Origin of the sequence: Cryobacterium lyxosi, assembly GCF_004403345.1 — a bacterium.
In the GTDB taxonomy this organism is placed as follows: Bacteria; Actinomycetota; Actinomycetes; order Actinomycetales; family Microbacteriaceae; genus Cryobacterium; species Cryobacterium lyxosi.
Map to the genome: position 1 here is coordinate 239,850 of NZ_SOGT01000011.1, position 25,621 is coordinate 265,470.

25 protein-coding genes are annotated in these 25,621 nt (G+C 61.5%); 13 read left to right on the top strand and 12 right to left on the bottom strand.

Going from position 1 to position 25,621, the window contains the following annotated elements:
* Positions 1-47 precede the first annotated feature (47 nt).
* From E3T27_RS09155 to tkt, 3 genes are all read right to left on the bottom strand, one after another.
* A complete protein-coding gene (locus tag E3T27_RS09155) occupies positions 48-1,649 on the bottom strand; it encodes a glucose-6-phosphate isomerase (RefSeq protein ID WP_104197983.1) in 1,602 nt (533 codons plus the stop codon).
* The gene (tal, locus tag E3T27_RS09160; RefSeq protein WP_134572309.1) at positions 1,649-2,776 is read right to left on the bottom strand and encodes a transaldolase; all 1,128 of its coding nucleotides are present in this window, start codon (positions 2,774-2,776) and stop codon (positions 1,649-1,651) included. Before tal ends, E3T27_RS09155 begins: the two co-directional genes overlap by 1 nt.
* A 100-nt stretch (positions 2,777-2,876) precedes the next feature.
* Positions 2,877-4,970: a transketolase gene (gene tkt, locus E3T27_RS09165; RefSeq protein ID WP_134572310.1), complete on the bottom strand. Its 2,094-nt coding sequence runs from the start codon at positions 4,968-4,970 to the stop codon at positions 2,877-2,879.
* A gap of 324 nt (positions 4,971-5,294) precedes the next feature.
* Here tkt and E3T27_RS09170 point away from each other — a divergent pair, with 324 nt between their 5' ends.
* Complete coding sequence (locus E3T27_RS09170) at positions 5,295-6,212, top strand: heme o synthase (protein ID WP_134572311.1); 918 nt, start codon at positions 5,295-5,297, stop codon at positions 6,210-6,212.
* Between the two features lie 35 nt (positions 6,213-6,247).
* Here E3T27_RS09170 and E3T27_RS09175 read toward each other — a convergent pair whose 3' ends face one another.
* The gene (locus E3T27_RS09175; RefSeq protein ID WP_134572312.1) at positions 6,248-6,835 is read right to left on the bottom strand and encodes a hypothetical protein; all 588 of its coding nucleotides are present in this window, start codon (positions 6,833-6,835) and stop codon (positions 6,248-6,250) included.
* 123 nt (positions 6,836-6,958) lie between these two features.
* Positions 6,959-7,936, bottom strand: coding sequence for a COX15/CtaA family protein (locus E3T27_RS09180; protein ID WP_134572313.1), 978 nt, complete (start codon positions 7,934-7,936; stop codon positions 6,959-6,961).
* Positions 7,937-8,246: 310 nt separating this feature from the next.
* Between E3T27_RS09180 and sufB the strand changes: the two genes are divergently transcribed.
* The 8 genes from sufB (at position 8,247) to E3T27_RS09220 (ending at position 16,231) form a co-directional block, all read left to right on the top strand.
* The gene (gene sufB / locus E3T27_RS09185; protein ID WP_104197989.1) at positions 8,247-9,665 is read left to right on the top strand and encodes a Fe-S cluster assembly protein SufB; all 1,419 of its coding nucleotides are present in this window, start codon (positions 8,247-8,249) and stop codon (positions 9,663-9,665) included.
* 42 nt (positions 9,666-9,707) lie between these two features.
* A complete protein-coding gene (sufD, locus tag E3T27_RS09190) occupies positions 9,708-10,913 on the top strand; it encodes a Fe-S cluster assembly protein SufD (RefSeq protein WP_241992188.1) in 1,206 nt (401 codons plus the stop codon).
* A gap of 2 nt (positions 10,914-10,915) precedes the next feature.
* Entirely contained in the window at positions 10,916-11,242 is a 327-nt protein-coding gene (locus E3T27_RS09195) for a non-heme iron oxygenase ferredoxin subunit (RefSeq protein ID WP_104129097.1), read from the top strand.
* Positions 11,243-11,308: 66 nt separating this feature from the next.
* A complete protein-coding gene (sufC, locus tag E3T27_RS09200; protein ID WP_104129098.1) occupies positions 11,309-12,073 on the top strand; it encodes a Fe-S cluster assembly ATPase SufC in 765 nt (254 codons plus the stop codon).
* Between the two features lie 4 nt (positions 12,074-12,077).
* Positions 12,078-12,407 carry a metal-sulfur cluster assembly factor gene (locus E3T27_RS09205; protein ID WP_104129099.1) on the top strand — a complete coding sequence of 110 codons (330 nt, stop codon included), beginning with the start codon at positions 12,078-12,080 and terminating at the stop codon, positions 12,405-12,407.
* Positions 12,408-12,555: 148 nt separating this feature from the next.
* Positions 12,556-13,203 (top strand): TetR/AcrR family transcriptional regulator, encoded by a 648-nt coding sequence (locus E3T27_RS09210; protein WP_104197991.1) that lies wholly within the window; start codon positions 12,556-12,558, stop codon positions 13,201-13,203.
* 107 nt (positions 13,204-13,310) lie between these two features.
* The gene (locus tag E3T27_RS09215) at positions 13,311-14,909 is read left to right on the top strand and encodes an ABC-F family ATP-binding cassette domain-containing protein (protein WP_104197992.1); all 1,599 of its coding nucleotides are present in this window, start codon (positions 13,311-13,313) and stop codon (positions 14,907-14,909) included.
* Positions 14,910-14,962: 53 nt separating this feature from the next.
* A complete protein-coding gene (locus E3T27_RS09220; RefSeq protein WP_420898053.1) occupies positions 14,963-16,231 on the top strand; it encodes a glycosyltransferase in 1,269 nt (422 codons plus the stop codon).
* Positions 16,232-16,244: 13 nt separating this feature from the next.
* Here E3T27_RS09220 and E3T27_RS09225 read toward each other — a convergent pair whose 3' ends face one another.
* Entirely contained in the window at positions 16,245-17,093 is an 849-nt protein-coding gene (locus E3T27_RS09225; RefSeq protein WP_134572315.1) for an SURF1 family cytochrome oxidase biogenesis protein, read from the bottom strand.
* Between the two features lie 268 nt (positions 17,094-17,361).
* Entirely contained in the window at positions 17,362-17,640 is a 279-nt protein-coding gene (locus E3T27_RS09235; protein WP_104197995.1) for a DUF3099 domain-containing protein, read from the bottom strand.
* 168 nt (positions 17,641-17,808) lie between these two features.
* Here E3T27_RS09235 and E3T27_RS09240 point away from each other — a divergent pair, with 168 nt between their 5' ends.
* Complete coding sequence (locus tag E3T27_RS09240; protein WP_104197996.1) at positions 17,809-18,519, top strand: beta-ketoacyl-ACP reductase; 711 nt, start codon at positions 17,809-17,811, stop codon at positions 18,517-18,519.
* A gap of 27 nt (positions 18,520-18,546) precedes the next feature.
* Here the strand turns inward: E3T27_RS09240 and serB are convergent, their stop codons facing one another.
* Positions 18,547-19,200: a phosphoserine phosphatase SerB gene (serB, locus tag E3T27_RS09245; protein WP_241992190.1), complete on the bottom strand. Its 654-nt coding sequence runs from the start codon at positions 19,198-19,200 to the stop codon at positions 18,547-18,549.
* Positions 19,197-20,441: a glucose-1-phosphate adenylyltransferase gene (locus tag E3T27_RS09250; RefSeq protein WP_104197997.1), complete on the bottom strand. Its 1,245-nt coding sequence runs from the start codon at positions 20,439-20,441 to the stop codon at positions 19,197-19,199. The genes serB and E3T27_RS09250 overlap by 4 nt, the downstream gene beginning before the upstream one ends.
* 80 nt (positions 20,442-20,521) lie before the next feature.
* On the opposite strand from E3T27_RS09250, the gene glgA reads away from it, so the two are divergent.
* From glgA to E3T27_RS09265, 3 genes are all read left to right on the top strand, one after another.
* Positions 20,522-21,703, top strand: a complete 1,182-nt coding sequence (gene glgA / locus E3T27_RS09255) for a glycogen synthase (RefSeq protein ID WP_134572316.1) — start codon at positions 20,522-20,524, stop codon at positions 21,701-21,703.
* Positions 21,704-21,786: 83 nt separating this feature from the next.
* Complete coding sequence (locus E3T27_RS09260) at positions 21,787-22,569, top strand: ABC transporter ATP-binding protein (RefSeq protein WP_134572317.1); 783 nt, start codon at positions 21,787-21,789, stop codon at positions 22,567-22,569.
* 195 nt (positions 22,570-22,764) lie between these two features.
* Complete coding sequence (locus tag E3T27_RS09265; RefSeq protein WP_104198000.1) at positions 22,765-23,016, top strand: type B 50S ribosomal protein L31; 252 nt, start codon at positions 22,765-22,767, stop codon at positions 23,014-23,016.
* Between the two features lie 222 nt (positions 23,017-23,238).
* Here the strand turns inward: E3T27_RS09265 and E3T27_RS09270 are convergent, their stop codons facing one another.
* The 3 genes from E3T27_RS09270 to E3T27_RS09280 form a co-directional block, all read right to left on the bottom strand.
* A complete protein-coding gene (locus E3T27_RS09270; RefSeq protein WP_134572318.1) occupies positions 23,239-23,925 on the bottom strand; it encodes an exonuclease domain-containing protein in 687 nt (228 codons plus the stop codon).
* Positions 23,926-24,016: 91 nt separating this feature from the next.
* Positions 24,017-24,730, bottom strand: a complete 714-nt coding sequence (locus tag E3T27_RS09275; RefSeq protein ID WP_134572319.1) for a GAF and ANTAR domain-containing protein — start codon at positions 24,728-24,730, stop codon at positions 24,017-24,019.
* Between the two features lie 95 nt (positions 24,731-24,825).
* Positions 24,826-25,527 (bottom strand): GAF and ANTAR domain-containing protein, encoded by a 702-nt coding sequence (locus E3T27_RS09280; protein ID WP_104198003.1) that lies wholly within the window; start codon positions 25,525-25,527, stop codon positions 24,826-24,828.
* Positions 25,528-25,621: the final 94 nt, after the last annotated feature.

Below are 25,621 nucleotides of genomic sequence, written 5' to 3' on the forward strand. Positions count from 1 at the left end.
GGCTCCGCCTGCGAAGAACCAACCAAGTGTTCGGTTTGTAGGTTTTTTTAGGCCAAAGCCTTGAACAATGTGGGGATATTCTGCTTGGGTTGCGTCAGGGTCAACGTCAATACCGGCCGCCCGTGTTCGGCGAGCACACTCGCGTCGCCACTGGCCTGCGCCTGAATCAGTTCGCCAAACGTGAAGGGGCGCTCGGGGACGTCGAGGTCTTTCGCCGGCGTGGCCAAAATCTGCAGGTATACGGCCGTTGCCGGTCCGCCCTTGTGGAACTGTCCGGTGGAGTGCAGAAAGCGTGGTCCCCAGCCGAACGTGACCGGACGCTTCGAGAGCGTGGTGAGCTTGTTGCGAATCTCGGCCAGTTCCGGCAGGGCCAGCCGGTCTACATAGGCTTGGACAGCAACATATCCGTCGGGGCCGAGTTCTTCAAGCAGAGCGTCGATTGCCGAGGCGAGATCGCTCGCCGCACCGATAACGTGCGGCGTGCCACGCACTTCGATACCGTCCGCGATGAAGGCGGCCGGTTCCGGCGCTGGGCGGGCGTCAAGCAACCCGCGCGTGGCAATCTTGGCGGACTCCACATCTGGCTGGTCGAACGGGTTGATGCCGAGTAAACGGCCGGCGACGACGGTCGCGTATTCCCAGACCAAAAACTGTGCTCCGAGGCTTCCGCTGACGCGAACCTCGTCGCCGGTTTCAGCGAAAAGATCGGTGCCGGCGTCGGCGACAACCCGCACGAGCTGCAGGTCCGGCAGCACCTCGGTCAGCTCGGGAGCGTCAAGTTCGAGAACAACCGGCAGAATGCCGGTGCCGAGCTTGCCGGTGGATTCTGCGATGAGTTGTTCGACCCAGTCAGCGAAGCCCACAATGTGGGTACCGTCCGAGACGATGGCGAGCTTGTCCCGACGAGGACTGGTAGCGGCGATCGCCGCTCCGAGCACGAGTCCCGGATTCTCGGGGGAATCAGCAGCCAGTGCCTGCGAGATGGATTCGGCTTCGTCGAGGAGCGCTCCGATGTCAACACCGGCCAAGCCTGACGGAACGAGACCAAATGCGGTCAGCGCCGAGTAGCGTCCGCCGACTGTGGGGTCAGCGTTGAACACGCGGTAACCAGCTTCCCGGGCGGATGCCTCGAGCGGCGACCCCGGGTCGGTCACGACGATGATGCGTTCGGCCGGGTCGATTCCGATATCCCGGAACGCGCGCTCGAACACGCGACGCTGGCTGTCGGTTTCAACGGTTGAGCCGCTCTTAGACGAGACAACGAGTGCCGTTCCGGCCAGATTGTCGTTCAACGCGGATAGGACTTGACCGGGGTCGGTCGCGTCGAGCACAGTGAGGTTCACTCCCGCGGTGCGGGTGATGACCTCGGGAGCGAGCGACGATCCGCCCATTCCGGCGAGTGCGATCTGGGTGACACCGCGGGCCTGGAGGGCGGCCCGCAGCTCCACAATTTGGGCGACGAGCGGGCGGGATACGGTGACAGACTCCGTCCAGCCGAGACGTACCGCGGCCTCGGCTTCGACTGCCGGACCCCACAGCGAGGGGTCCTGGGCGGTGATTCCGGACGCGACTAGGTCTGTGATCAGGGTAGGTACTGTGGCGCGCACAGCATCGGCTGCGGCACCACTCACCGAGATGCGAAAGCTCATTACGCGACCGGAGGGGTCGAGGCGGAGGTGAGGGCCGTCTGTACGGTGTCGAGCAGTTCGTTCCACGACACCTCGAACTTCGACAGGCCTTCCTCTTCAAGCAGGCGAGTGACGTCGTCGTATGAGACACCCTGTGCGGACAGCGCATCGAGTATCGCGTTTGCGGCTGCATACGAGCCGGTCACCGAGTCGGCTGGGATGACTCCGTGGTCAGCCGCCGCCTGCATGGTCTTCTCCGGCATCGTGTTGACGACTTCGGGGGCGACCAGTTCGGTGACGTACAGGGTGTCGGGAAGGCTGGCATCCTTGACGCCGGTCGAAGCCCAGAGAGGACGTTGCTTGGTCGCCCCGGCCTTGATCAGGCCGAGGGCGCGTTCACTGCTGAACGCCTGCTCGTAGACCTGATAAGCAAGCTGGGCATTGGCGACGCCAGCCTTGCTCTTGAGCGCAAGGGCTTCGGGGGTGCCGATAACTTCGAGGCGGGCGTTGACCTCAGAGTCGACGCGCGAGACGAAGAACGAGGCCACGGAGTGAATCGTGGAGAGGTCGAAACCGGCAGCCTTGGCCTGCTCGAGGCCGGCCAGGTAGGCGTTGATGACCTGGCGGTGGCGCTCGAGGCTGAAGATCAGGGTGACGTTGACGCTGATGCCGAGGGCGATCGTCGCCGTGATGGCTTCCAGGCCCTCGACCGTCGCCGGAATCTTGATCATCGCGTTGGGTCGGTTGACTTTAGCCCAAAGCTTCTGGGCTTCGGCGACTGTGCCAGCTGCGTCGCGTGCGAGGCTCGGCTCAACTTCGATCGAGACGCGTCCATCCTGGCCGTTCGTCGAGTCGTAGACCGGGCGAAAGATATCGCAGGCAGCCGCGACGTCGTCCGTGGTGATGGCGAAGACGGCGTCGGTCACGTTCGAACCGGCGGCCGCGAGGGTCGCGACCTGCTCGGTGTACGCCTCGCCCTTGGCCAGGGCGCCGGCGAAGATCGTTGGGTTGGTCGTGACGCCGACGACGTTGCTGTTCTTGATCAGGTCTTGGAGTCCACCGGAGTTGATGCGTTCGCGGGAGAGGTCGTCGAGCCAGATGCTGACGCCCGCTGCGGACAGCTGGGCGAGGGGGGTCGGATTTGTCATTGTTGAAATCTCCTGGTCGTGCTGCCGTCAGGCAGCTGGATCGTGCGGTGTGTGGAGAGGTTGGTGAAGTGCGGTGCTGGACCCGTACTAGGGGGCAACATCACGCTGCACTAATTGATTCCTTAGCGGCGGCAACTACAGCGTCGGTGGTGATGCCGAATTCGCGGAACAGCGTCTGGTAGTCAGCGGATGCCCCGAAGTGTTCGATCGAGATGCTACGGCCCGCATCGCCGACGTAGCCACGCCAGGTCAGCGCCAGGCCGGCTTCAACCGACACCCGTGCCGTGACGGCGGAAGGCAGCACTGACTCGCGGTATTCGATGCTTTGTTCTTCAAACCATTCGAGGCAGGGGGCGCTGACCACGCGCGCGTGAATGCCCGAGGCGGCGAGCTGGGCGCGAGCGTCCACGGCGAGCTGCACTTCGGAGCCGGTAGCGATGAGGATCACGTCGGGGATTCCGCCGACCGCTTCGGCCAGTACGTAGGCGCCACGAGCGACATTTTTCGCTGAGGCGAAGATTTCGCCGGATGCTGCTCCTTCGCCGCGCTCGTAGACGGGAATGTTCTGGCGGGTCAGGGCGATTCCAGCCGGGCCGCCCCGGCGTTCCAGAATGGTCTTCCAGGCCCATGCGGTTTCGTTGGCGTCGCCGGGACGAACCACATCGAGACCCGGGATAGCGCGCAGGGTCGCGAGCTGTTCGATCGGCTGGTGCGTGGGCCCGTCCTCGCCGAGAGCGACTGAGTCGTGGGTCCAGACGAAGATCGACGGCGCCCGCATGAGCGCTGCCAATCGAACGGCCGGTCGCATGTAATCGCTGAAGATCAAAAAAGTTCCACCGAACGGGCGGGTGTTGCCGTGTAGCACGATGCCGTTGAGAATCGCGGCCATGGCATGCTCACGAATACCGAAGTGCAGCACGCGACCGTGCGGGTTGCCGGTCCATTCGCCAGTCGAGTGCTCGCTCGGAATGAACGAAGCCGCACCGCCGATGGTGGTGTTGTTCGATTCGGCGAGGTCCGCCGAACCGCCCCAGAGTTCCGGGATGACGCCGCCGAGGGCGGTCAGGACCTTGCCGGAGGCTGCACGGGTGGAAACCGCGGTGCCGGCAGGGAAGACCGGGAGTGCCGCGTCGACGCCGTCCGGCAGATCGCCGGAAAGCACTCGGTCGAGCAGAACCTTGCGCTCGGGGTTCAAAGCGGCCCAGGCATCGAACTGTACGGTCCACTCAGCATGCTGGGTCGCACCGCGTTCGAGGGCCAGCCGGGTGTGAGCGATGACTTCGGGGGCCACGTCGAAGGTCTTCTCCGGGTCGAAGCCGAGAACGGTCTTCACACCGGCGAGTTCTTCGGCACCGAGGGCTGACCCGTGGATCTTGCCGGTGTTCTGTTTCTTCGGGCTCGGCCAGCCGATGATCGTTTTGAGGATGATCAGGCTGGGCTTGCCGGTTTCCTGCTGCGCAGCTTCAATGGCCGCGTGCAGCTCGGCGACGTCTTCGACGTAGGAGCCGGTTTTCTTCCAATCCACCGTTTGCACGTGCCAGTCGTAGGCGGCGTATCGAGCAGCGACGTCTTCGGTGAAGGCAATGTTGGTGTCGTCTTCAATCGAGATCTGGTTGCTGTCGTAGATGGCAATGAGATTGCCGAGCTGCTGGTGGCCGGCGAGAGAGGATGCCTCGCTCGTGATGCCTTCCTGCAAGTCGCCATCGCCGGCGATGACATACACGAAGTGATCGAACGGGCTGTCGCCGGTGGCGGCATCCGGGTCGAACAGGCCGCGCTCGAAGCGGGACGCGTAAGCGAAGCCAACAGCGGATGCCAAGCCCTGGCCGAGCGGGCCGGTGGTGATCTCGACGCCGTCGGTGTGGCCGTATTCCGGGTGGCCGGGAGTCTTGGAGCCCCACGTGCGCAGGGCCTTGAGATCGTCGAGCTCGAGGCCGTAACCGCCGAGGTAGAGCTGCACGTATTGGCTCAGCGAGCTGTGGCCGACCGAAAGAATGAATCGATCGCGACCGATCCAGTCGTTGTCGGACGGATCGCGGCGCATGACTTTCTGAAACAGGAGATATGCGGCCGGAGCGAGGCTCATCGCCGTGCCGGGATGCCCATTCCCAACTTTCTCAACGGCATCGGCCGCCAGAATGCGTGCGGTATCGACCGCCTGATCGTCAACGGAATTCCATTGGAAAGCTGCCACGTCACGTAACCCTTCATTGAAGCGAAGGCGGGTTGGGCTCAACCCATCCTTTGATAGTTGTGCAAGCGTCGGCAGCCTTCTCGCAGGACGGACCCGCACGTTGGTCACGCGGGACTGCAAGCAAAAAATCACCCCCGGCGAGTTGGCCTGCTAGATGCTGCCATCTCCCACCCGGGGGCTCGCCGATCTACTGATTCACTGTGGGGAGCCACTTAAGTATACGCATCGAAGACGCTGGGCCGTCGATATGACGTGACCTGTCATTTGCAGTGACGGGCCACTGGGTGACCTAGAATTAGAGAACTGCCTAGCATTCGAGGATTTATGGACGTCGCACTTCAGACCATCGAGAGAACTCCACGTACGCTGAAGCGCACCCTCACGGCTTACGTTTCGCTGACTAAACCGCGAGTTGTCGAGTTGCTCTTGGTTGTCACGGCGCCCACGATGCTTCTCGCCGAGCGGGGAATGCCAAGCCTCTGGCTCATCCTCGCGACGCTCGTAGGAGGTTCGCTCAGCGCCGGATCCGCGGGTGCATTCAACTGCTATCTCGACCGTGACATCGACCGTCTCATGAAGAGAACTAAAAATCGCCCCCTGGTCACCGGAGAACTCAGCGACCGGGAAGCCCTGATCTTCGCGTGGGCCCTGGGTACGGCATCCATTTTGTGGTTAGGCCTGCTGACCAACTGGCTGGCGGCCGCGCTGTCCTTCGGCGCGATTGTGCTCTACGTCGTTTTTTACACGATCATTCTCAAGCGTCGTACGCCCCAGAACATCGTTTGGGGCGGTGTAGCTGGTTGTATGCCCGTCCTCATCGGTTGGGCGGCCGTGACCGGAGACCTGTCCTGGCCGCCGGTTATTCTGTTTATGATCATTTTCCTGTGGACACCGCCGCATTACTGGCCGCTGTCAATGAAATACCGCAGCGACTACCTGGCCGCCGGCGTCCCCATGCTCGCTGTCGTGCGTGGTCGCGCTCAGGTGGGCCTACAGGTCATTCTGTACGCGTGGGCCACCGTCGCGTGCTCGCTGCTGCTGATTCCGATCGCCGACATGGGCGTGCTTTACACCTGTGTCGCGCTCGTTACAGGCGGCTGGTTCATCTACGAAACGCACCGGCTGTACAGCCTCGCGATTCGGCACGAGCACGTGTCACCGATGCGCGTCTTCCATGGCTCGATCGCCTACCTGACATTGTTGTTTGTAGCCGTCGGAGTGGATCCGCTGCTTCCGTTCTAGGCTCTTCGTGCCGTGCCGTGCCGTCCCGGTCGAGGTTAGACCCGACGGGACAGTCGATTGTCGATCTTGGCAACGTCGGCCGAATGGATGACGACGGTCACTACTCGGCCGGCCAGGGCCATACCCGTGGCAGTAAAGTCCGAGGCTGTGACCGTAATGGCGGGTAAGGCAGTATCGTCGACGACCAGGTTCGACCGGTGGGCAATCGCGAGTTCAATTTCGGACTGCTGTTGAGTGTGCCGGTCGGCCCACAACTGCGACCCGAAATCGTAGGGGTTTTTGGCATAGTTCATCACGACATACTGCAGGTGTTGGTCGAGGGCATCCCGGATCGGATCGCCCCCGCGATTGGTGGAACCGGGCACGTCCGTGAAGACGAATCCGCGCAGTTCGGCGATGCCGACCGGACCGGCTGGAGAATCTTCGAACCAGAAATTACCAGACGGGTCGGCTAGCCAATAATGTACCTGGGCTTCCAGCGTATGGCCATGGTTGCCGTACCAGCTCCATCCGCGTTCCTGGAGGCGCAGCTGGGTCACAAAACCGAATACCGCAGGACCGAACAGGGCGAGACGCGCCGCGTCGTCTGGCGGCTTCGATTTGGCTCCCGGTACGAGATGCATGTGTTGAGAATACACCGGCGGCCACCGCCGGGGGAGAGTCACGCGGCAGTTTGCCAAAGGTGGTGTATCGCCCTACGACCGGGTTGTGACCATCAACGCTTCGGCATTCGGGGAAACCGCAGGCTATCTGTGGCGGCTGCTGACCTCGTTCGTGTTGGCCAATTCGGTTGCGTCGGGCGTTATGCCGATCGGGGCCTTGAGGTTGAGCACGACGGCGGTCATCGCTGCGGCGAGGACACAGGCCAGCACCATGTGCAGGCCAACGAGAACGGGCGGCAGGCCGAGGTTTGCCTGCAACAGGCCAACAACGATCTGCAGGAGCTCGATCATCAGCAGCGTGACGATGAATGAATGAACCCTCAGCTTGATCCGAACGGATGCCACGAGGAGCATAATCGTCAAGGCCAGCGTCGCGTAGCCCGGCCAGGCGTGCAGGTGCTCCAGCAATTCAGCGTTGAAGCCCGTGCGACCCGCGGCAGCATCACCCGAATGCGGCCCGGAGGCGGTGGTCAGCACGCCCATCATCACGGTCAGTGCCACGACAAAGCTGGTGGCGTGGGCCAGCCCGGCGACGCCGACCGGAACGATCAGGGCACGCGGCCCCGGTGCGAGATAGACCCGGTGCACGAGCACGGTCGCAAGGCAGACCATGATAAGGGACGCCGTGAAGTGGAAGCCAACGATAAATGGGTTGAGACCGGTCCACACGGTGACGCCGCCGACGAGCGCCTGCGCGAGAACACCGCCACCGAGAATCACGGCGAGGACGAACAAATCTTTGCGTTCCTTGCGCAAACGCCAAAGCAAAACGACAGCGGCGATCGCGATGATTCCGATGAGCCCGGTCATCAAACGGTTGCCAAACTCAATGACGCCATGCAGGCCCATCTCCTGCGTCGGCACGAGCGACCCGGGGACGCAGGACGGCCAAGTCGGGCAGCCGAGTCCGGAGCCAGTGAGGCGTACGGCGCCGCCGGTGCCGACAATCACTATCTCGGACACCAGGGATAGCCAGGCGACCACCCGAATACGTGCGTCGATAGAGCTGGGTAACCATTGGTAAATGGAATTCACTGCTTCTGCTCCCACTGTCTTACTCATGATCGCGTGCTTTCTGATTGTGCCCTGTGCAAATGTAAATCAACCGGTAAGCACGCGTATCTTGCCGATCAACCTGTAGAATTGGAATTTCCATGGAGAACTCTCTTACGGTCATAGTGACTGCATGAGGTCGACCGGAATCGCACAGTGGCCGAAGGGGCACTGGCGACTCGGGTTCGGTTTGGCTCTATGAACATTCTAGGTACGCAACGTAGCTGTCCACACAACCCGTTCCCCGTGGTCTCCACTGAGGTCGCCCGGGAATCACCGGACTAATATCCGGGTTGTGCTGGGTAGAGAAGAGGTAAATATGTCGGATGTCCTGCTCGACCGTCCCGACCTTGAGGGGATTGGCACCTACGAATTCGGGTGGGCCGATTCAGACAAGGCCGGCGCATCCGCGCGCCGTGGCATTTCTCCCGAGGTCGTCACAGACATCTCGAACCTGAAATCCGAGCCGGATTGGATGCTGCAGCGACGGCTGAAAGCCCTGCAGCTATTTGAACGCAAGCCCATGCCCACCTGGGGCGCCGATCTTTCCGAGATCGATTTCGACAACATCAAGTACTTCGTGCGGTCTACGGAGAAGCAGGCCCAAACCTGGGAAGACCTGCCCGACGATATTAAGAACACCTACGAGAAGCTCGGGATCCCAGAAGCCGAGCGCCAACGCCTCGTCTCCGGTGTGGCAGCCCAGTACGAGTCCGAAGTGGTTTACCACCAGATCAATGAAGAACTTGCAGCCCAAGGCGTCATCTTTATGGACACCGACACGGCGCTCAAGGAGCACCCCGAATTCTTCGAAGAGTACTTCGGCACCATCATCCCCTCCGGCGACAATAAATTCGCCGCGCTCAACACGGCCGTGTGGTCTGGCGGATCCTTTGTCTACGTGCCGCCCGGCGTGCACGTAGAGATTCCGTTGCAGGCCTATTTCCGCATCAACACGGAGAACATGGGCCAGTTTGAGCGCACACTCATCATCGCCGACGAGGGCAGCTACGTGCACTACATCGAGGGCTGCACCGCCCCGATCTACAAGTCTGATTCGCTGCACTCCGCCGTCGTCGAGATCGTCGTGAAGAAAAACGCTCGCGTTCGTTACACGACCATCCAGAACTGGTCAAACAACGTCTACAACCTCGTCACCAAGCGGGCCACGGCCGGCGAAGGCGCCACGATGGAATGGATCGATGGAAACATCGGCTCCAAGGTCACCATGAAGTACCCGTCCATCTACCTGATGGGCGAGCATGCCAAGGGCGAAACCCTCTCCGTAGCCTTCGCTGGCCCCGGGCAGCACCAGGACGCCGGCGCCAAAATGATCCACATGGCCCCGTACACGCAGTCCTCAATCGTCTCCAAGTCCATCGCTCGCGGTGGGGGACGCAGCGGGTACCGGGGTGAGGTCCGAGTGGATGCCGCGGCACATCACTCCGCCAACACCGTACGCTGTGATGCACTGCTGGTCGACACCCAGTCACGTTCGGACACCTACCCGTCTATCGACATTCGGGTGGACGACGTTCAGCTTGGCCACGAAGCCACCGTCTCCCGCGTCAGCGAAGAACAGTTGTTCTACCTGATGAGCCGAGGCATGCCCGAAGACGAGGCCATGGCCATGATCGTTCGCGGATTCATCGAACCAATCGCTCGGGAGCTCCCGATGGAGTATGCCCTTGAACTCAACAAGCTCATTGAAATGGGCATGGAAGGATCCGTCGGCTAAATGTCCGCCGCTTCAGCGCTTTCGAAGAGCGCTTCAAAAACTGTGCCCGCACCTTCCACATCCGCTGCCGATTCGTCGACCCTTCCGCCGGGTCAGCATGGAATCAAAGAACACTCCGACGGCCGTTTCGGTTACGTGCCGGTGCAAACCCGCTCTGACCGCTTTAAGAGCGTCAACGTGGCCGACTTCGAGGCCGTCACCGGCCGCGAAGGCGTCTGGAAGCATTCGCCTGTCGCGAAATTCACCGACCTCACCGCCGGTGACCTCGACGGTTCCCGCTATCCGATTGAGTCGACTCCGTCAGCGGACATCTCCGTCGAATGGGTACCGAGAACGGACGCCCGGATCGGGACCGCCGGTCTGCCCGAAGAACGTGCCGCCGCCAATGCCTGGTCGGTGTTCGACGACGCCCTCGCCATCACGGTGAGTGGTGAAGACGCCAAGGAAATCGTGGTCACCCGGTCGGGACTTGGTAACAGCGCCCGCGGCGCCCACACGATCATCGAAGCCAAGCCGTTCAGCCAGGCCACGGTCATCCTGGAGAACACGGGCAACGCCCGGCTCACCGAGAATCTCGAGATCATTCTCGGCGAATCCGCAAACCTCACCGTCGTTTCACTGCAGGAATGGGACGACTCCGCGGTGCACCTCGCCAACCACTTCGCATCCGTCGGACGTGACGCCCGCCTCAAGCACGTCGTCGTCTCACTCGGCGGCAGTATCGTGCGGGTGAACCCATCGGTGCGCCTTGCCGGAACCGGTTCAGACACCCTGCTCCTCGGGCTGTACTTCGCGGATGCCGGCCAGCACCTGGAACAGCAGGTGTACGTCTTTCACGATGCCCCGAAGAGCCGCAGCCGCGTGAACTACAAGGGAGCACTGCAGGGCCAGGATGCCCGCACCGTGTGGATTGGCGATGTGCTGATCGGCAACAGGGCTGCCGGCACCGACAGCTACGAACAGAACCGCAACCTCGTACTCACCGAGGGTACCCGTGCCGATTCCATCCCCAACCTGGAGATTGAGACCGGCGACATCGTCGGGGCCGGTCACGCCAGCGCGACCGGACGGTTCGATGACGAGCAGCTGTTCTACCTTCAGGCTCGCGGCATCACCGAGGAAGAAGCACGGCGACTGGTCGTGCGCGGATTCCTCACCGAGGTTGTGCAGCAGATTGGTTCCCCCGAACTTGAAGCTCGGTTGCAACTCGCAATCGAAGCGGAACTTATTGGAACGGACGACAAGTAAGCATGACCGCAACGAAGATTTGCGCTCTCGATGAGCTCGAAGTGAACCAGGCCATCAAGGTTGAAATCGATGGAGTCGCCATCGCCCTCGTCCGTGATGCCGCCGGCGATGTTTTCGCCATCGGAGACACATGCACGCACGGTGATATCTCGCTATCCGAAGGATTCGTGGAGGGCCAGACTCTCGAGTGCTGGGCCCACGGTTCGATGTTCTCCCTCACCACCGGAAAGCCTCTGTCCCTGCCGGCCTACGATCCGGTCCCGGTTTACAACGTCGAGCTCATTGACGGTTTCGTCTTCGTCGATCCTTCCGTCACTGTCGCGGTCTGAGTCTGTCTCACGCACCGACCGTCCCACCAGCCATTCAAGCCAAATTCAGAAGGGAATAAGACATTCATGTCTGTTCTTGAGATTAAAGACCTGCACGTCAGCGTCGAGACCGACCAAGGCACCAAGCAGATCCTGCGCGGCGTCGACCTCACCATCAATGAAGGCGAAATTCACGCCATCATGGGCCCGAACGGTTCGGGCAAGTCGACCCTGGCGTACACGATCGCTGGTCACCCGAAGTATCACGTCGAGAGCGGCTCCATTTTGCTCGACGGCGCCGAGGTGCTCAAAATGACAGTGGATGCCCGTGCTCGCGCCGGTCTCTTCCTTGCCATGCAGTACCCGGTCGAGATTCCCGGTGTGACCGTCACCAACTTCCTCCGCACCGCCAAGACTGCCATTGAGGGTGAAGCCCCGCCAATCCGCACGTGGATCAAGGATGTGCGCCAGGCCATGACTGACCTGCGCATGGACAAGGCTTTCGCCGAGCGCAACGTCAATGAGGGCTTTTCCGGCGGTGAGAAGAAGCGTAACGAGATTCTCCAGCTCGAACTGCTCAAGCCCAAGTTCGCCGTACTCGATGAGACCGACTCCGGTCTCGATGTTGACGCACTCAAGATTGTGTCGGAGGGTGTCAACCGCGCCAAGGCCAACACCGGCCTCGGGTTGCTCCTCATCACGCACTACACGCGTATCCTGCGTTACATCCACCCGGACTTCGTGCATGTCTTCGTCAACGGCCGTATCGCCGAACAGGGCGGACCTGAGCTCGCTGACCGCCTCGAGGACGAGGGCTACGACCGTTTTCTCGTTCCGTCGAACGTAGGCTAAACCAATGGTTTCAACACTGAGTCCGGCGCGCTTCGATGAAATCGAAGAGGCTCTCAAAGACGTCATGGACCCGGAGCTCGGCATCAACGTCGTGGACCTCGGGCTCATCTACGACCTCGGCTGGGACGATGAGAACAATGCACTCATCATCCACATGACCCTCACCTCGGCCGGCTGTCCGCTGACCGATGTGCTCGAGGAGCAGACGGCTGAGGCGCTGGATGGTGTTGTCGACCAGTTCCGCATCAACTGGGTCTGGATGCCGCCGTGGGGTCCCGAAAAGATCACCGACGACGGCCGCGACATGATGCGTGCTCTCGGCTTCGCGATGTAACTCCTGTCCGAATTGGAAGCCCCGTCTGTATTAGCAGGCGGGGTTTTTTCGTGCCCGCCCTTCGTGTTGCCCGCCCTTCGTGTTGCCCGCCCGTCAACCGTCCATAATTAGATGCATGTTCTACTGACTAGAATGATATGCTAACAATATGGATATCGGGGAAAATGGCGTGGTCCGGCGGCGGGCTTCCCAGGCGGCGAGCACGCGGGCTGAGATCGTAATGGCGGCGGGAAAGTTGATGCTCGAGCGCGGGTATGTTGGCACATCGGTGTCGGCAATCGCGGGGGAGGCTGGCGTGGTTGTGCAGACCATCTACAATTCGGTGGGGTCGAAGGCCGAACTGTTGGCGGCGGTGCTCGATCGAGTCGCTGCAGAACCGGGGGCGCCGGCACTGCTGTCGGGGGCCACACGGGAACGCATTGCCGCGGCGCGCACGGCAACCGAGGTTATTCGGATTGTGGCGCGGTCGAGCGCACTGGTGAATGAACGCACTTCGGGAATTTTGCGCATCGTCAGCGAAGCGGCCGTGGTCGATCCCGATGTGGGGGAATTCGAGCAGAAGCGTGACGCGGCCCGGCTGCACGGCTTTGGTGAGGTGGCAGCTGCACTGCGAGAGAAGCGCGGCCTGCGCGCGGGCCTGATCTATAGCGGGGGGATGAGTGACCATGAGGCGGCGGCGACGATGTGGGCGCTGGCCCATCCCCACACCTTCCGCACCCTCGTACTGTCCCTGGGGTGGTCGACCGAAGCGTACCTGAACTGGCTCGAAAAATCGCTTCTGGCCGCTTTGCTCTAGGCCTCCATGTGCCGAGCACAGCCTGAAGGCAAATATACTAGTGAGTTGGACCGCTTTGGCCCACCCACACTTCACATCCGTAAACACACCTCGAATGGACTATCGCTGTGCTCAACGTGCAAGATCTCGAAATCCGCGTTGGAGCCCGCGTGCTCATGGAGGGCGTCAACTTCCGCGTCGCGAGCGGCGACAAGATCGGCCTCGTCGGTCGTAACGGCGCGGGCAAGACGACCCTGACGAAGACGCTCGCGGGGGAGACCAACCCGACCAAGGGTTCGATCAGCCATTCCGGTGAAATTGGCTACCTGCCCCAGGACCCCCGTGCGGGTGACCCGACCATGCTCGCCCGCACCCGCATTCTGGACGCGCGCGGCCTCGGCACCATTGCCCTCGGCATGCACGAGTCCAGCTTGGCCATGGCTGACCCCGATCCCAAGATCAGCGCCGCCGCCATGAAAAAGTATGGTCGCCTGACGGATGAGTTCAACGGTTTGGGCGGTTATTCCGCTGAGGCTGAAGCCGCATCGATCGCGAGCAACTTGAAACTGCCCGACCATATCCTCGACCAGGCCCTCAGTACCCTCTCCGGTGGTCAGCGTCGCCGCATCGAACTGGCCCGCATCTTGTTCTCGGCCGCCGAGATGATGATTCTCGATGAACCCACCAACCACCTCGATGCCGACTCGGTGGCCTGGCTGCGCGAGTTTGTGAAGAATTACAAGGGCGGCTGCATCATCATCAGCCACGACATCGAGCTTGTCGGAGAGACGGTCAACCGCGTCTTCTACCTTGATGCGAATCGCATGATGATCGACATTTACAACATGAACTGGAAGAACTACCTGCTGCAGCGCACGGCGGATGCCGACCGTCGTAAGAAGGAACGCTCCAACGCCGAGAAAAAGGCCTCAACCCTGCAGCTTCAGGCTGCCAGGTTTGGCGCTAAGGCCAGCAAGGCCGCCGCTGCCCACCAGATGGTTGCTCGAGCCGAGAAGCTTCTCTCCGGGCTCGACGCCGTGCGCGCCGTGGAACGCGTCGCCAAGTTGCGCTTCCCCGAGCCGGCACCGTGTGGTCGAACCCCGCTGATGGCCAAGGACCTGTCCAAGAGCTACGGTTCCCTGGAAATCTTCACCGCCGTCGACCTTGCGATCGACCGCGGCTCCAAGGTTGTCATCCTCGGCCTCAACGGGGCCGGAAAGACCACCCTCTTGCGCATGCTTGCCGGTGTCGACGAGTCCGACACCGGCTCGATCGAACCCGGGCACGGGCTACGGATCGGCTATTACGCGCAGGAACATGAAACGATCGACGTCACACGCAGCGTGCTCGAGAACATGGTTTCCTCCTCGCCCAGCATCACCGAGATGGAAGCCCGTCGGGTACTGGGCTCGTTCCTGTTTACCGGTGACGACTCCAACAAGCCAGCCGGTGTGCTGTCCGGCGGCGAGAAGACCCGTCTTGCCTTGGCCATGATCGTCGTCTCCGGTGCCAACGTGCTGCTACTAGACGAGCCGACTAACAACCTCGACCCGGCCAGCCGCGAGGAAATTCTTGATGCTCTTGCGCACTACGCGGGTGCTGTTGTACTCGTGAGCCATGATGAGGGCGCAGTGCAGGCCCTTAACCCGGAGCGCGTGTTGATCATGCCCGAGGGTACGGAAGACCACTGGAACAAGGATTATCTCGACCTCATCGAGCTGTCCTAACTGATTCTTTAATTCGGCGTCGCCTCATCGGATTCGATTCACAGGAAGGGCGTGTGTTGTCCCTCGACAGATCGCTGCGCATCGCGCTGGTGTGCCTGCATACTTCACCGGGTGCTGATCCCGGTGCCGGCGATGCTGGCGGTATGAACGTCGTCGTACGACATCAAGCCGAAGCTCTTGCAGGTCTCGGTCACTCCGTGACCATTCTGACCCGCCGTTCGGCGGCCAAGCAGCCGACGACGATGCAGCTCCTACCCGGTGTGACTTTGGAGTTTCTTGACGCTGGTCCGGCAACTGCACTGCACAAGGGCGACCACGAACATTGGATCGAGGAGTTTTCGACCCAATTGGCGGCGCGACCGCCCTGGGACATCGTCCACTCGCATCACTGGTTTTCCGGCATGGCCGCTTTGCCGGTAGCCAGGGGGTGGGGCGTACCGCACGTACAAAGCTTCCACAGCATCGCTGCCAACGATTTAACGCCGCTCTCAGCGGGGGAACGTTCCGAATCGCCAGGACGGATGCTCGGCGAGGCGTGGCTGGCCCGTGAATCGGATTCACTCGTCGCAATCAGTGCGTCCGAGGCGGCGACGATCACTGGTCGACTGGGCGGTGCTGCGCAACGCACGGTTGTTGTTTCGCCCGGTGTCGACAGCAGCATGTTCTCACCGCGCGTGCCGCTTGATCTGGCGGCACCAGTCGATGACCGTGGTTACGTTCTCGTCGCAGCGCGTCTGCAACCACTCAAAGGCATCGACCTGGCCATTGCCGCGGTTGCGGCCGTGCCGGCGGCCATTCGTCCGGCTCTCCTGGTCGCAGGCGCGGCTTCGGCCGACTACGACGGCTACGTCGACGAATTGCGGGCGATCGCCGAGCGGGTCGGGTTCGCTGATCAGCTGGGGCTGATCGGTCCACAGTCCCGGGTTGATATGACCGCCCTGTTTCGGGGCGCCCGGCTCGTGCTCGTGCCGTCTCACTCGGAAACCTACGGGCTCGTTGCTCTTGAAGCTGCCGCGAGCGGTGTGCCCGTCATCGCCGCAGCCTCCGGCGGCCTACGTGAAGCCGTTGCTGACGGGGTGACCGGCCTGGTCCTGGAGTCGCGTGAACCACTGGTGTGGGCCGAGGCGATCGCTCATCTACTGACCGATCCGCAGCGGGCGCGGCAGCTTTCGGTGGCGGCGCGGGAGCACGCACTCGGCCTGAAATGGACCCGGTCGGCCGCGTCGCTGCTCGAGGTCTACCGTGGACTTCTCGCGCTAGGCGCCCATGGGGGACGTCAGGGTCCAGCGAAAAGCCCGCAGGACCGCCGCGACGTCGCCTGACGCTTCTTTTGACTTAGGTCAGTTGGCGGTCGAGCAGCGCATCTTCAATTTCCGCGTCGTCGCGCGGTTTTGCCGCCCGCTTGCGGGCACGCTCATCGGCGCGTGCGCGTTCTTCTGGATCTTCGGCATTCACGCTGCGGTATTCCTCGCGCAGTGCCCAGCCGAGGCCGATGAAGGCGAGCAGACCGAACACAAACCATTGAAAGGCATACGACAGGTGGGGGCCCTCGTCGCGGACCGGTTTGACCACAGCGATCGGGCGTTTCTCGTTCGCCGCGGGACTTTCCGAGTCCATGAGGCCGTATGCACCGGTGTAGGTCGGCGCGTTGAGCCGCTCGGCAATAGACGTGAGGTTGATCGTTGCCACTTGGGTACCGCTCGCCGTGCGACCGGGCAGGTCGGGTTCGGTGGCTTTGAGCCGGGCTACGACGGTGACGGTTCCGCTCGGCGGTGCCGGGACGGTGTCGGGAGCATCCTGCTCCTGGCCGGTCGGCAGCCAACCGCGGTTGACGATGAAAATCGTGCCATCGGAAAGCAGTAGCGGTGTCAGCACCTCGAAGCCCGGATTGACGTTGAGCGGGCGGTTGCGTGCGAGCATTTCCTCGTCGATGAGGTAGGTGCCGGTGAGCTTCACCGGCATCCACTTCTGGGAGTCGTCGAAGGACGTCAGGTCGGGGAGCGCTTCGACAACGGGAACGGGGTTCGCGTCAAAATTGGATTCGATCTTGAACAGCTCGGTGAGGGCTTCATCACGCCGGGCGAGTTGCCAGACGCCAAGCCCGGAACACACCACGGCGAAGAGAATGGCGAGTGCCAGATACCCCGCCCAGCGTCGGCTGAAGGCGAATTGCCAGCCCGTCATTGCGCATCTCCAGCGTGCTCTGGCCCGACGAGCGCAAGCGGGCTTACGGTGAGAGGAAAATCACGGGCGGCGAGAAATTCACGCAGGTAGTCGACATGGTCGTCGCAGGCCAACCAAGTTTTGACGCGGTCAGTTGAGTGGATGCGCGGGTTGCGCCAATCTAGGCGCCAATGACCTACATTTCGGCAGTCTGCGCGCGAGCAGGTTGACGTGTGCATGGGCGCGCCCAGCCCGATCATCGGACCGCCCCGAGCGGCCGCGCGAGCAATTACCGAGCCTCATCGTCGGTGTTGCGGTACGTTGCGACGGTGCCGGGCCGTAATACTTCGGCTCCGCGCGGCGCGACGTGCACGTTCGCGACCACGACCGCGAAGTAAGGAAGCACGATCGCACCGATGGCGCAGAGCAGCAGCCACCAACCCTGCACGAACAGCATCAGCACAATGCACACGATACGGACACCCATCGCAATGGAGTACTTGATCATCCGGTTGCGTCGTTCAACCTCTGGGGAGGCGGGGAGCGAAGTGATCGACTGCTGCTTCATGGGTCCGTCGGGTTCGTGATCGGGTTAGTCAGCGGGGAATAGTCCGCTCTGTCCAGCCTACGTCTGTGTGGCGTGATTCTTGCACGCCTTAAACTTGAATCTGCCGGGTATTTTGTAAAACTCTCCACCGGCAGCCCGCAGCTGAGTGAACAACAGAAGAGGAACTTTATGACAACGGCTCGAACAGTGCTCGTCACCGGCGGTAACCGCGGCATCGGGTTTGCCATCGCGGAGGAATTTCTCGCCCAGGGCCATCGCGTCGCTGTGACTTCGCGGTCTGGACACGGACCGGCCGGTAGCCTCACCGTGCGCGCCGACGTGACCGATGCCGCTTCGATCGATGCCGCGTATACCGAGATTGAGGCGACATACGGTCCGGTTGAGGTTGTCGTTGCGAACGCCGGAATCACCCGTGACACCCTGCTTATGCGTATGTCCGATGATGATTTCACGTCGGTGATCGACACGAACCTCAACGGAGCGTTCCGCGTGGTCAAAAGGGCGAGCAAAGGCATGCTCAAGGCCCGTTTCGGTCGCATCGTGTTGATTTCCAGCGTGGTCGGACTCTATGGGTCACCGGGACAGGTGAATTATTCGGCATCGAAGAGCGGGCTAATCGGCCTGGCCCGCTCGATCACACGCGAGCTTGGTGCTCGCGGCATTACTGCAAACGTCATCGCTCCAGGTTTTATCGAAACCGACATGACCGCTGCTCTTCCCGAAGCGCAACAGGCGGACTACAAGCGCAACATTCCGGCCGGCCGTTTTGCCACTCCATTGGAAGTTGCTCGCGTCGTCACTTGGCTCGCCAGCGATGACGCCGGGTACATTTCCGGTGCCGTTATTCCCGTCGATGGCGGCCTGGGAATGGGGCACTGAGCAAATAATCGAGGGGCGCGGACCTCGTCAGCCGCGCAGGCCGAGCAACGGCAGCACCTGGCTGAGGTCGCACCGGTCGATCACGAGGTCGGCCTCACGCTTGACCTGTGGTTTGGCGTTGAACGCGACGGCGAGGCCGGCGGCATCCATCATGCGCAGGTCGTTGGCGCCATCCCCGATTGCGACCGTCTGCGACAGGGCGATGCGTTCATGTGCCGCCCATTCGCGCAGGGCGACCGCTTTGGCCTCGGCGTCGATGATTGGTCCGAGCACCCGCCCGGTCAGGCGGCCGGCTGCGACTTCAAGTCGGTTCGCCCGCCAATGGTCGACTGTGAGATCGGCTGCGAGGGGGTCGAGCAACTCGTGAAAGCCGCCGGACACGACGCCGACGAGGCCGCCGGCAGCATGAATGCCGGCGATCAGCTCCTGCACCCCCTCGGTCGGGCGGATGCGCTGCCCCACCTCGGTGAAAACGGTGTCGGGCAGTCCCGCCAGGGTCAAAACTCGCTCGCGCAGGCTGTCGGCGAAATCAAGTTCGCCGCGCATGGCGCGCTCGGTCACGTTGGCGACGAGATCTCGCGAGCCGGCGGCATCCGCCAGCAGTTCGATCACCTCATCCTGAATCAGGGTCGAGTCTGCATCGAGCACGACCAGAAAGCGTGGTGCAGTAGCGCGGATCACGGAGTAACGAACACTCCCTTACCGACGACGGTGATACCGGATTCGGTCACACTGAAACCGCGCGCGAGGTCGCGATCACGATCGACACCGACCGTGGCGCCAGCTTCGACGATGACTTCCTTGTCGAGAATGGCACGACGCACGATCGCATCGGGTCGAATCTGCACCCGGTCAAACACGATCGAGTCGATGACTTCGCAAGCCGACCCGATCGAGGTCCAAGGCCCAAGAACGCTGCGCTCGATGTGTGCGCCGGAAATGACGCAACCCAGCGACACAATCGAGTCGATCATGGTGCCCAGGGCGCCCTTGCCGTCGCGCACGAATTTAGCCGGTGGCGAGTTCAACTGCATGCTGAATATCGGCCATTCGTGGTTGTACAGGTTGAACACGGGCAGCGCCGAAATAAGATCCTGGTGGGCCTCGAAGAACGAGTCGATCGTTCCCACATCGCGCCAGTAGTACCGATCGCGATCGGTTGACCCCGGTACCACATTGCGTTGTAGATCGTATACACCGGCTTCGCCGCGGGAGACAAAATCGGGAATGATGTCACCGCCCATGTCGTGGCTCGAATCGGTACGTTCACCATCGCGCAGCACCGCCTCGATCAGGGCGTCGGTGTTGAAGACGTAGTTACCCATCGAGGCGAACACCTCGTGGGGGGCGTCGGCAAGCCCAACGGCATCCTTGGGCTTCTCACGAAAATTGGAGATCCGATCAGGGGTGGCGGTATCCACTTCAATGACGCCGAACTGATCGGCCAAGCCGATAGGCTGGCGAATCGCGGCGACCGTGGCCGACAGGCCAGAAGCGATGTGTGCGTCGATCATCTGGCTGAAATCCATGCGATAGACGTGGTCGGCACCCACGACGACAACGATGTCGGGTTTCTCGTCGTGAATGAGATTCAGGCTCTGCAGAATCGCATCGGCCGAGCCGCTGAACCAACGCTTGCCGAGACGCTGTTGAGCGGGCACGGAGGCGATGTACGAGTTAGACAATCCACCGGACATATGCCAGGTCTGGGAGACGTGGCGGTCGAGACTGTGTGATTTGTATTGGGTCAGCACAACGACCTGGGTGAGGCCCGAATTGATCAGGTTGGACAGGGCGAAATCCACCAAGCGGTAATGCCCCCCAAAGGGGACCGCTGGCTTGGCCCGGTCCTCGGTTAGCGGCATCAGCCGTTTTCCCTCACCGCCGGCGAGCACGATTCCAAAGATTTTCGTGGCTTTCATGTGTACAGAGTAGGGCCAACCGTGCGGCTCGAGTTGCACGGCGGGATGTGGGGCGGGTTCTGCTGCGCTACCTTTGCTCCATGCGAGTGGATCTGATGACCAAGGAATACCCTCCGGAGATTTATGGGGGAGCGGGCGTTCACGTGATGGAGCTCGTGCGAGCACTTCGCGAAGATATTGACGTGTCGGTGCGCTGCTTCGGTGCACCCCGCACGGACACCGACACCTTTGCCTATGACGTTCCGGCACAGCTGGCCAACGCCAACGCTACCCTGGGTACCCTCGGCGTTGACCTGCAGATGGCACAAGACGCCGCTGACGCCGATCTGGTGCACTCGCACACCTGGTATGCCAATGCGGCCGGCCACCTCGCGAAGATGCTGCACGGAATCCCGCACGTCGTCACGGCCCACAGCCTCGAACCCCTGCGACCGTGGAAGGCCGAGCAGCTCGGTGGCGGCTACCGCGTTTCCAGCTGGATCGAGAAAACGGCCTTTGAGGCAGCAGATGCCGTGATCGCCGTCAGCGACGGCATGCGGCGCGACATTCTGCGCAGCTACCCGGCACTCGATGAGAGCCGAGTGCACACCGTGTACAACGGTATCGACCTCGACCGCTGGAAGCCCAGACTCGACGCCGACGTCGTACGGGAGCTGGGAATCGACCCTGAGCGGCCGTCTGTCGTCTTTGTTGGTCGCATCACCCGGCAAAAAGGCCTGCCGTACCTGTTACGCGCCGCCGCGTTGCTGCCGTTAGAGGTGCAGCTCGTATTGTGTGCCGGTGCGCCGGACACTCCAAAAATCCTGGCGGAAGTGACCGCTGGCGTCGAGGCGTTGCAGCGCGAACGGTCGGGGGTCGTCTGGATCAACCGACTTCTCGCCCAACCAGAGCTCGCCGCGGTTCTCACGCACGGCACCGTCTTTGTGTGCCCGTCCATTTACGAACCACTGGGAATTGTCAACCTCGAGGCAATGGCCTGTGGGTTGGCAGTTGTCGGTACCGCTACCGGCGGTATTCCCGAAGTTGTCGCCGACGGTCAAACCGGACGTCTGGTGCCGATTGAGCAGCTCACCGACGGCACGGGCACCCCGTTGAATCCCGACCAATTCGTCGCTGACCTCGCCCGCATCCTGACCGAGGTGGTGAGCGATCCGACTCGAGCGGCTGAAATGGGACGCGCTGGTCGTCTGCGCGCCGAGCACGAGTTCGGCTGGAGCCAAATCGCCACCCGCACCCGGGAGATCTATGCGTCTCTACTGTGACCCAAGCCGTCGGTGGTGCCGGTCTCAGTCTTAGGTCGAGCCCGGCGTATTTGTGCGTCGGCGCCGCCCGATAGCATGGCTATATGGTCAACGTTTTGCATTTCACCGACGTCTCGGTCGTCCGGGGTGGCACTACCATCCTCGACTCAGTGAATTGGAGTGTCGACGACGACCAGCGGTGGGTCATCCTCGGCCCGAACGGGGCTGGCAAGACCACGCTGTTACAGATTGCCGCAGCTTTCATGCATCCGTCGGCCGGTCAGGCCGAGGTACTCGATGAGACGCTGGGCGGAACGGATGTCTTTGAGCTGCGGCCCCGAATCGGGTTTGCCTCGACGGCCATGGCACGGAAAGTTCCCGCCAAAGAGAAGGTACTCGACGTAGTCATGACTGCGGCCTATTCGGTAACCGGCCGGTGGAATGAAGAATACGAGACCATCGATGAACGACGCGCTCAGCGCGTATTGCAGGAATGGAATCTCGATCATCTTGCCGAGCGCGAATTCGGCACCCTGAGCGATGGAGAACAGAAGCGGGTTCAGATCGCCCGCTCCGTCATGACCGACCCGGAAATTCTCTTACTCGACGAGCCTGCTGCGAGCCTCGACCTCGGCGCACGGGAAGCGCTTTTGCAGCTTCTCAGCGGCTTCGCTCAGGAACCCAACTCACCGGCCATCATCATGGTCACCCACCACGTTGAAGAGATTCCACTTGGATTCACCCACGTGCTACTTCTGTCCGGCGGCAAGATCGTCTCGGCCGGGCCGATCGGCACCGCACTCACCGAGACGGCTCTGAGCGAAACGTTCGGCCTGAATATCGAACTCATAGAGACCGACGGCCGCTTCGCGGCGCGCGCTGTCTAAACAGAACGCCGCGACACGACGACTTCAACTCCCAGGCTCTTTTAGTGAAAGCAAGGTCTGCTAAAGTAAGGGGCTGGCCATCAGGCCAACCAGCTTGTCGTCGTCCTTTGAGTATGCGTCGAGCGGTGCCCAACAATCGAACAGCACTGTGACCAGTTACAAGTCTGTTCACCAGAAGTGCAAAAGGAAATCTTCATGAAGTCTGACATTCATCCCGAATACTCTGCCGTCGTGTTCCGCGACCTCGCCTCCGGTGCGACCTTCCTGACCCGGTCGACGGTCTCGAGCAAGAAGACCATCGAGTGGGAAGACGGAACCACGTACCCGGTCATCGACGTGGAAATCTCCTCCGAATCGCACCCGTTCTACACGGGCAAACAGCGCATCATGGACTCCGCCGGCCGCGTCGAGAAGTTCAACTCGCGCTACAAGGGCTTCGGCAAATAACACCAGGTTTTTTTACGAACTCCCTAGCGCGAAACAAAAAAGCGACCAGCTTCGGCTGGTCGCTTTTTTGTTAGGTCTCCGAGTTGAATATTGGGGCCAATTCAGCGATTTCGGCTCAAATAATTTTTCTGGTCACCGACTACCCAGCTACCGACTACTTGGTCAGCAACTACCCGGTCACCGACTACCTGTGCAACGCTGACCGAATCAACGCTGACCGAATCAACGCTGGGGCCAGGCGGTGTCGGCTAGAAACTCGGGGTCGCGGCCGCGCCGCATGTACTCCTGAAAGCTTTGGGCCTGTTGGCGATACCAGGTGACCTGCAGGGCGTGCATCTCGTCGAGAGTGGTCGGTAGAGCACCTTCGTGCGCCCGGTGGATCGCCTGAGCGACACGACCGGCGGCGATCGCATCGGCTCCGGCATCGTGCGCATCTTCCAGGCTGACGCCGTAGAACGCGCTCGTGACCTCGAGGGTGCGCTTGCCTTTTCGATACTTGTCGACGGCTTTGTCGATGACCAGAGGATCGACGACCGGGCTGGGAGAGATCAGGGGAGCGATGCCATAGCGCAGGGCTTCGCGGTCGAGCAGGGTGAGGTCGTAGGGGGCGTTGTAGGCCACAATCGGTAGGCCGTCGCTCAGGTGACCACGAAGTGCACCGACGATCTCGGCCACAGCCTCGGCTGCCATGCGACCGTGCTCCACGGCATGCTCTGTTGTGATTCCGTGCACGTTGGTGGCGCCGACCGGAATCTCGATGCCCGGATCGACCAGCCAATCGATGCGCTCCACGGCCGTACCGCTGGCGTCGATAACGGCGACAGTGGCCGACACGATGCGACACGTTTCTACATCGATGCCGGTAGTTTCAAGGTCGAATACAGCGAGATGATCGCTCCAAGTGCTCATACTTCCACCCTAGGGGCGACCGCCGACACGTTCCGCTGCACCAGCTGGTGCTCTGCTTTGGCATGCCGGGGAACGTGGGTCCAGAGTGGAATTAGAGGTGCACACTTCGGTTGATGACGTTTTCAGCACTTTCACGCATGGTGTGATTGTTCGCCCGAGCATCCGCTCGCAGTCGTTTGAAGGCTTCGTCCATGTTGACCATGCTGACCTGGGCGATGACTCCCTTGGCCTGTTCGATCAGAATGCGACTGTTCAGTGCGCGCTGCAACTGTTCATTGACGACGGCGTCTTCGTACACGGTACGTTCCTGCAAAATACTGATAGTCGCGACATCGGCCAGGGCCTGGCCGATCGCGGCGTCTTCGGGGGTGACGTCACCGGTGTCAGAGCGAAAGAGGTTGAGCGCACCGATTGTGCGATGGTGCACCCGCATTGGAATGGCGTGCACTGAGTGAAATCCCTGAGACAACGCGGCGGCTGCAAAGTCTGGGTAGGTGTCCTGACATGCTGCGATGTCGCCCAGAGTGACGACTGTGCCGGTGAGATAGCAGTCCACACACGGACCCGCGCCAGCCTGCTGTTGCAGAACCTCCACGAGGTAGCTCTCTTCGCTCGTCGAAGCCACGACCTGTAATTCTCCACTCGGGTCGGCCAACAGCAGACCAGCCGCGGTGGCGTCGAGCACTTCGACGCACGACTCAACCAGGGTATGGAGTACGTCGAGAACGTCATATTCGCCCACGAGAGTGTCCGTCAACTTTATGAAAGCGGCGCTCACCAGTGAGGCGCGAGCCATGGTGATCATGGAAGGATTCTAGAACTTTTACTGACAATATGTCAGCTATACCGAGTGAATGTGTCCGAGTCGATTTCCGTCGAATCAATTTGCAGCGGCGTATTTCACAGGCCTTCAGCTTCCGGGCTGAATTGCAGGCGCCGTGCAACCACGTCGCCTGCAATGGCGCGCACTGTTTTACCGTGGGAAAAGGCGTGCGCGCGCAGTAGCAGCAGGGCATCCGTCGGTGTGACGTTCATCTGCACCAACACCATCCCGGTGGCCTGATGAATTTCCCGGCGTGACAGTGGGGACTCCGCGGAGGCTTGAGACGTCAACGATGTTTCGTCGGTAGCGGCCTCCTGCACTTGAAGCAGATGGTCGAGCAGATTCCAGGCGGCCTCGTTGGCCAGTACCAAAGCTTTTGCGCGGTCCGTGCGATCAAGTGCTCCCGTGGTTGTGCTGTACAGCTCGACGATACCGACATTGAGCGCGCCGAGAGTAAGCGGGAAGACGTAGAGCGCTTTGACCGTCGTGTCCATCAGGGCCATGTGGAAGACCGGCCACAACGGATGCTCTACCTCTTGTACCCGAGGTTCCAAAACGGGAAGTCGCGTACGGGCCGCTTCCCAACGAGGTCCCTCGCCGAGATCGAACTGCAGTTCGTCGAGCCGAGCGGCGAGGCGATCGGTGGCACAGACGACCGCCTCGGGTACCGCACCGACGAAAACCGAGACGGCGGCGCCGTTCACGGGTAAGGCCTCAAGAAAGTGGGCGCACAGGGCAGCGTTCTCGACACCGTCTTCGGTACTAGTCCATGTAGCCACGACCGGCCTCCAGGCTTTGAATGGCATGCTACGCCAAGGATACGTTGTGCACACGATCGCGACAATGAACGTTCACCCGGAGTTCGTCACGATC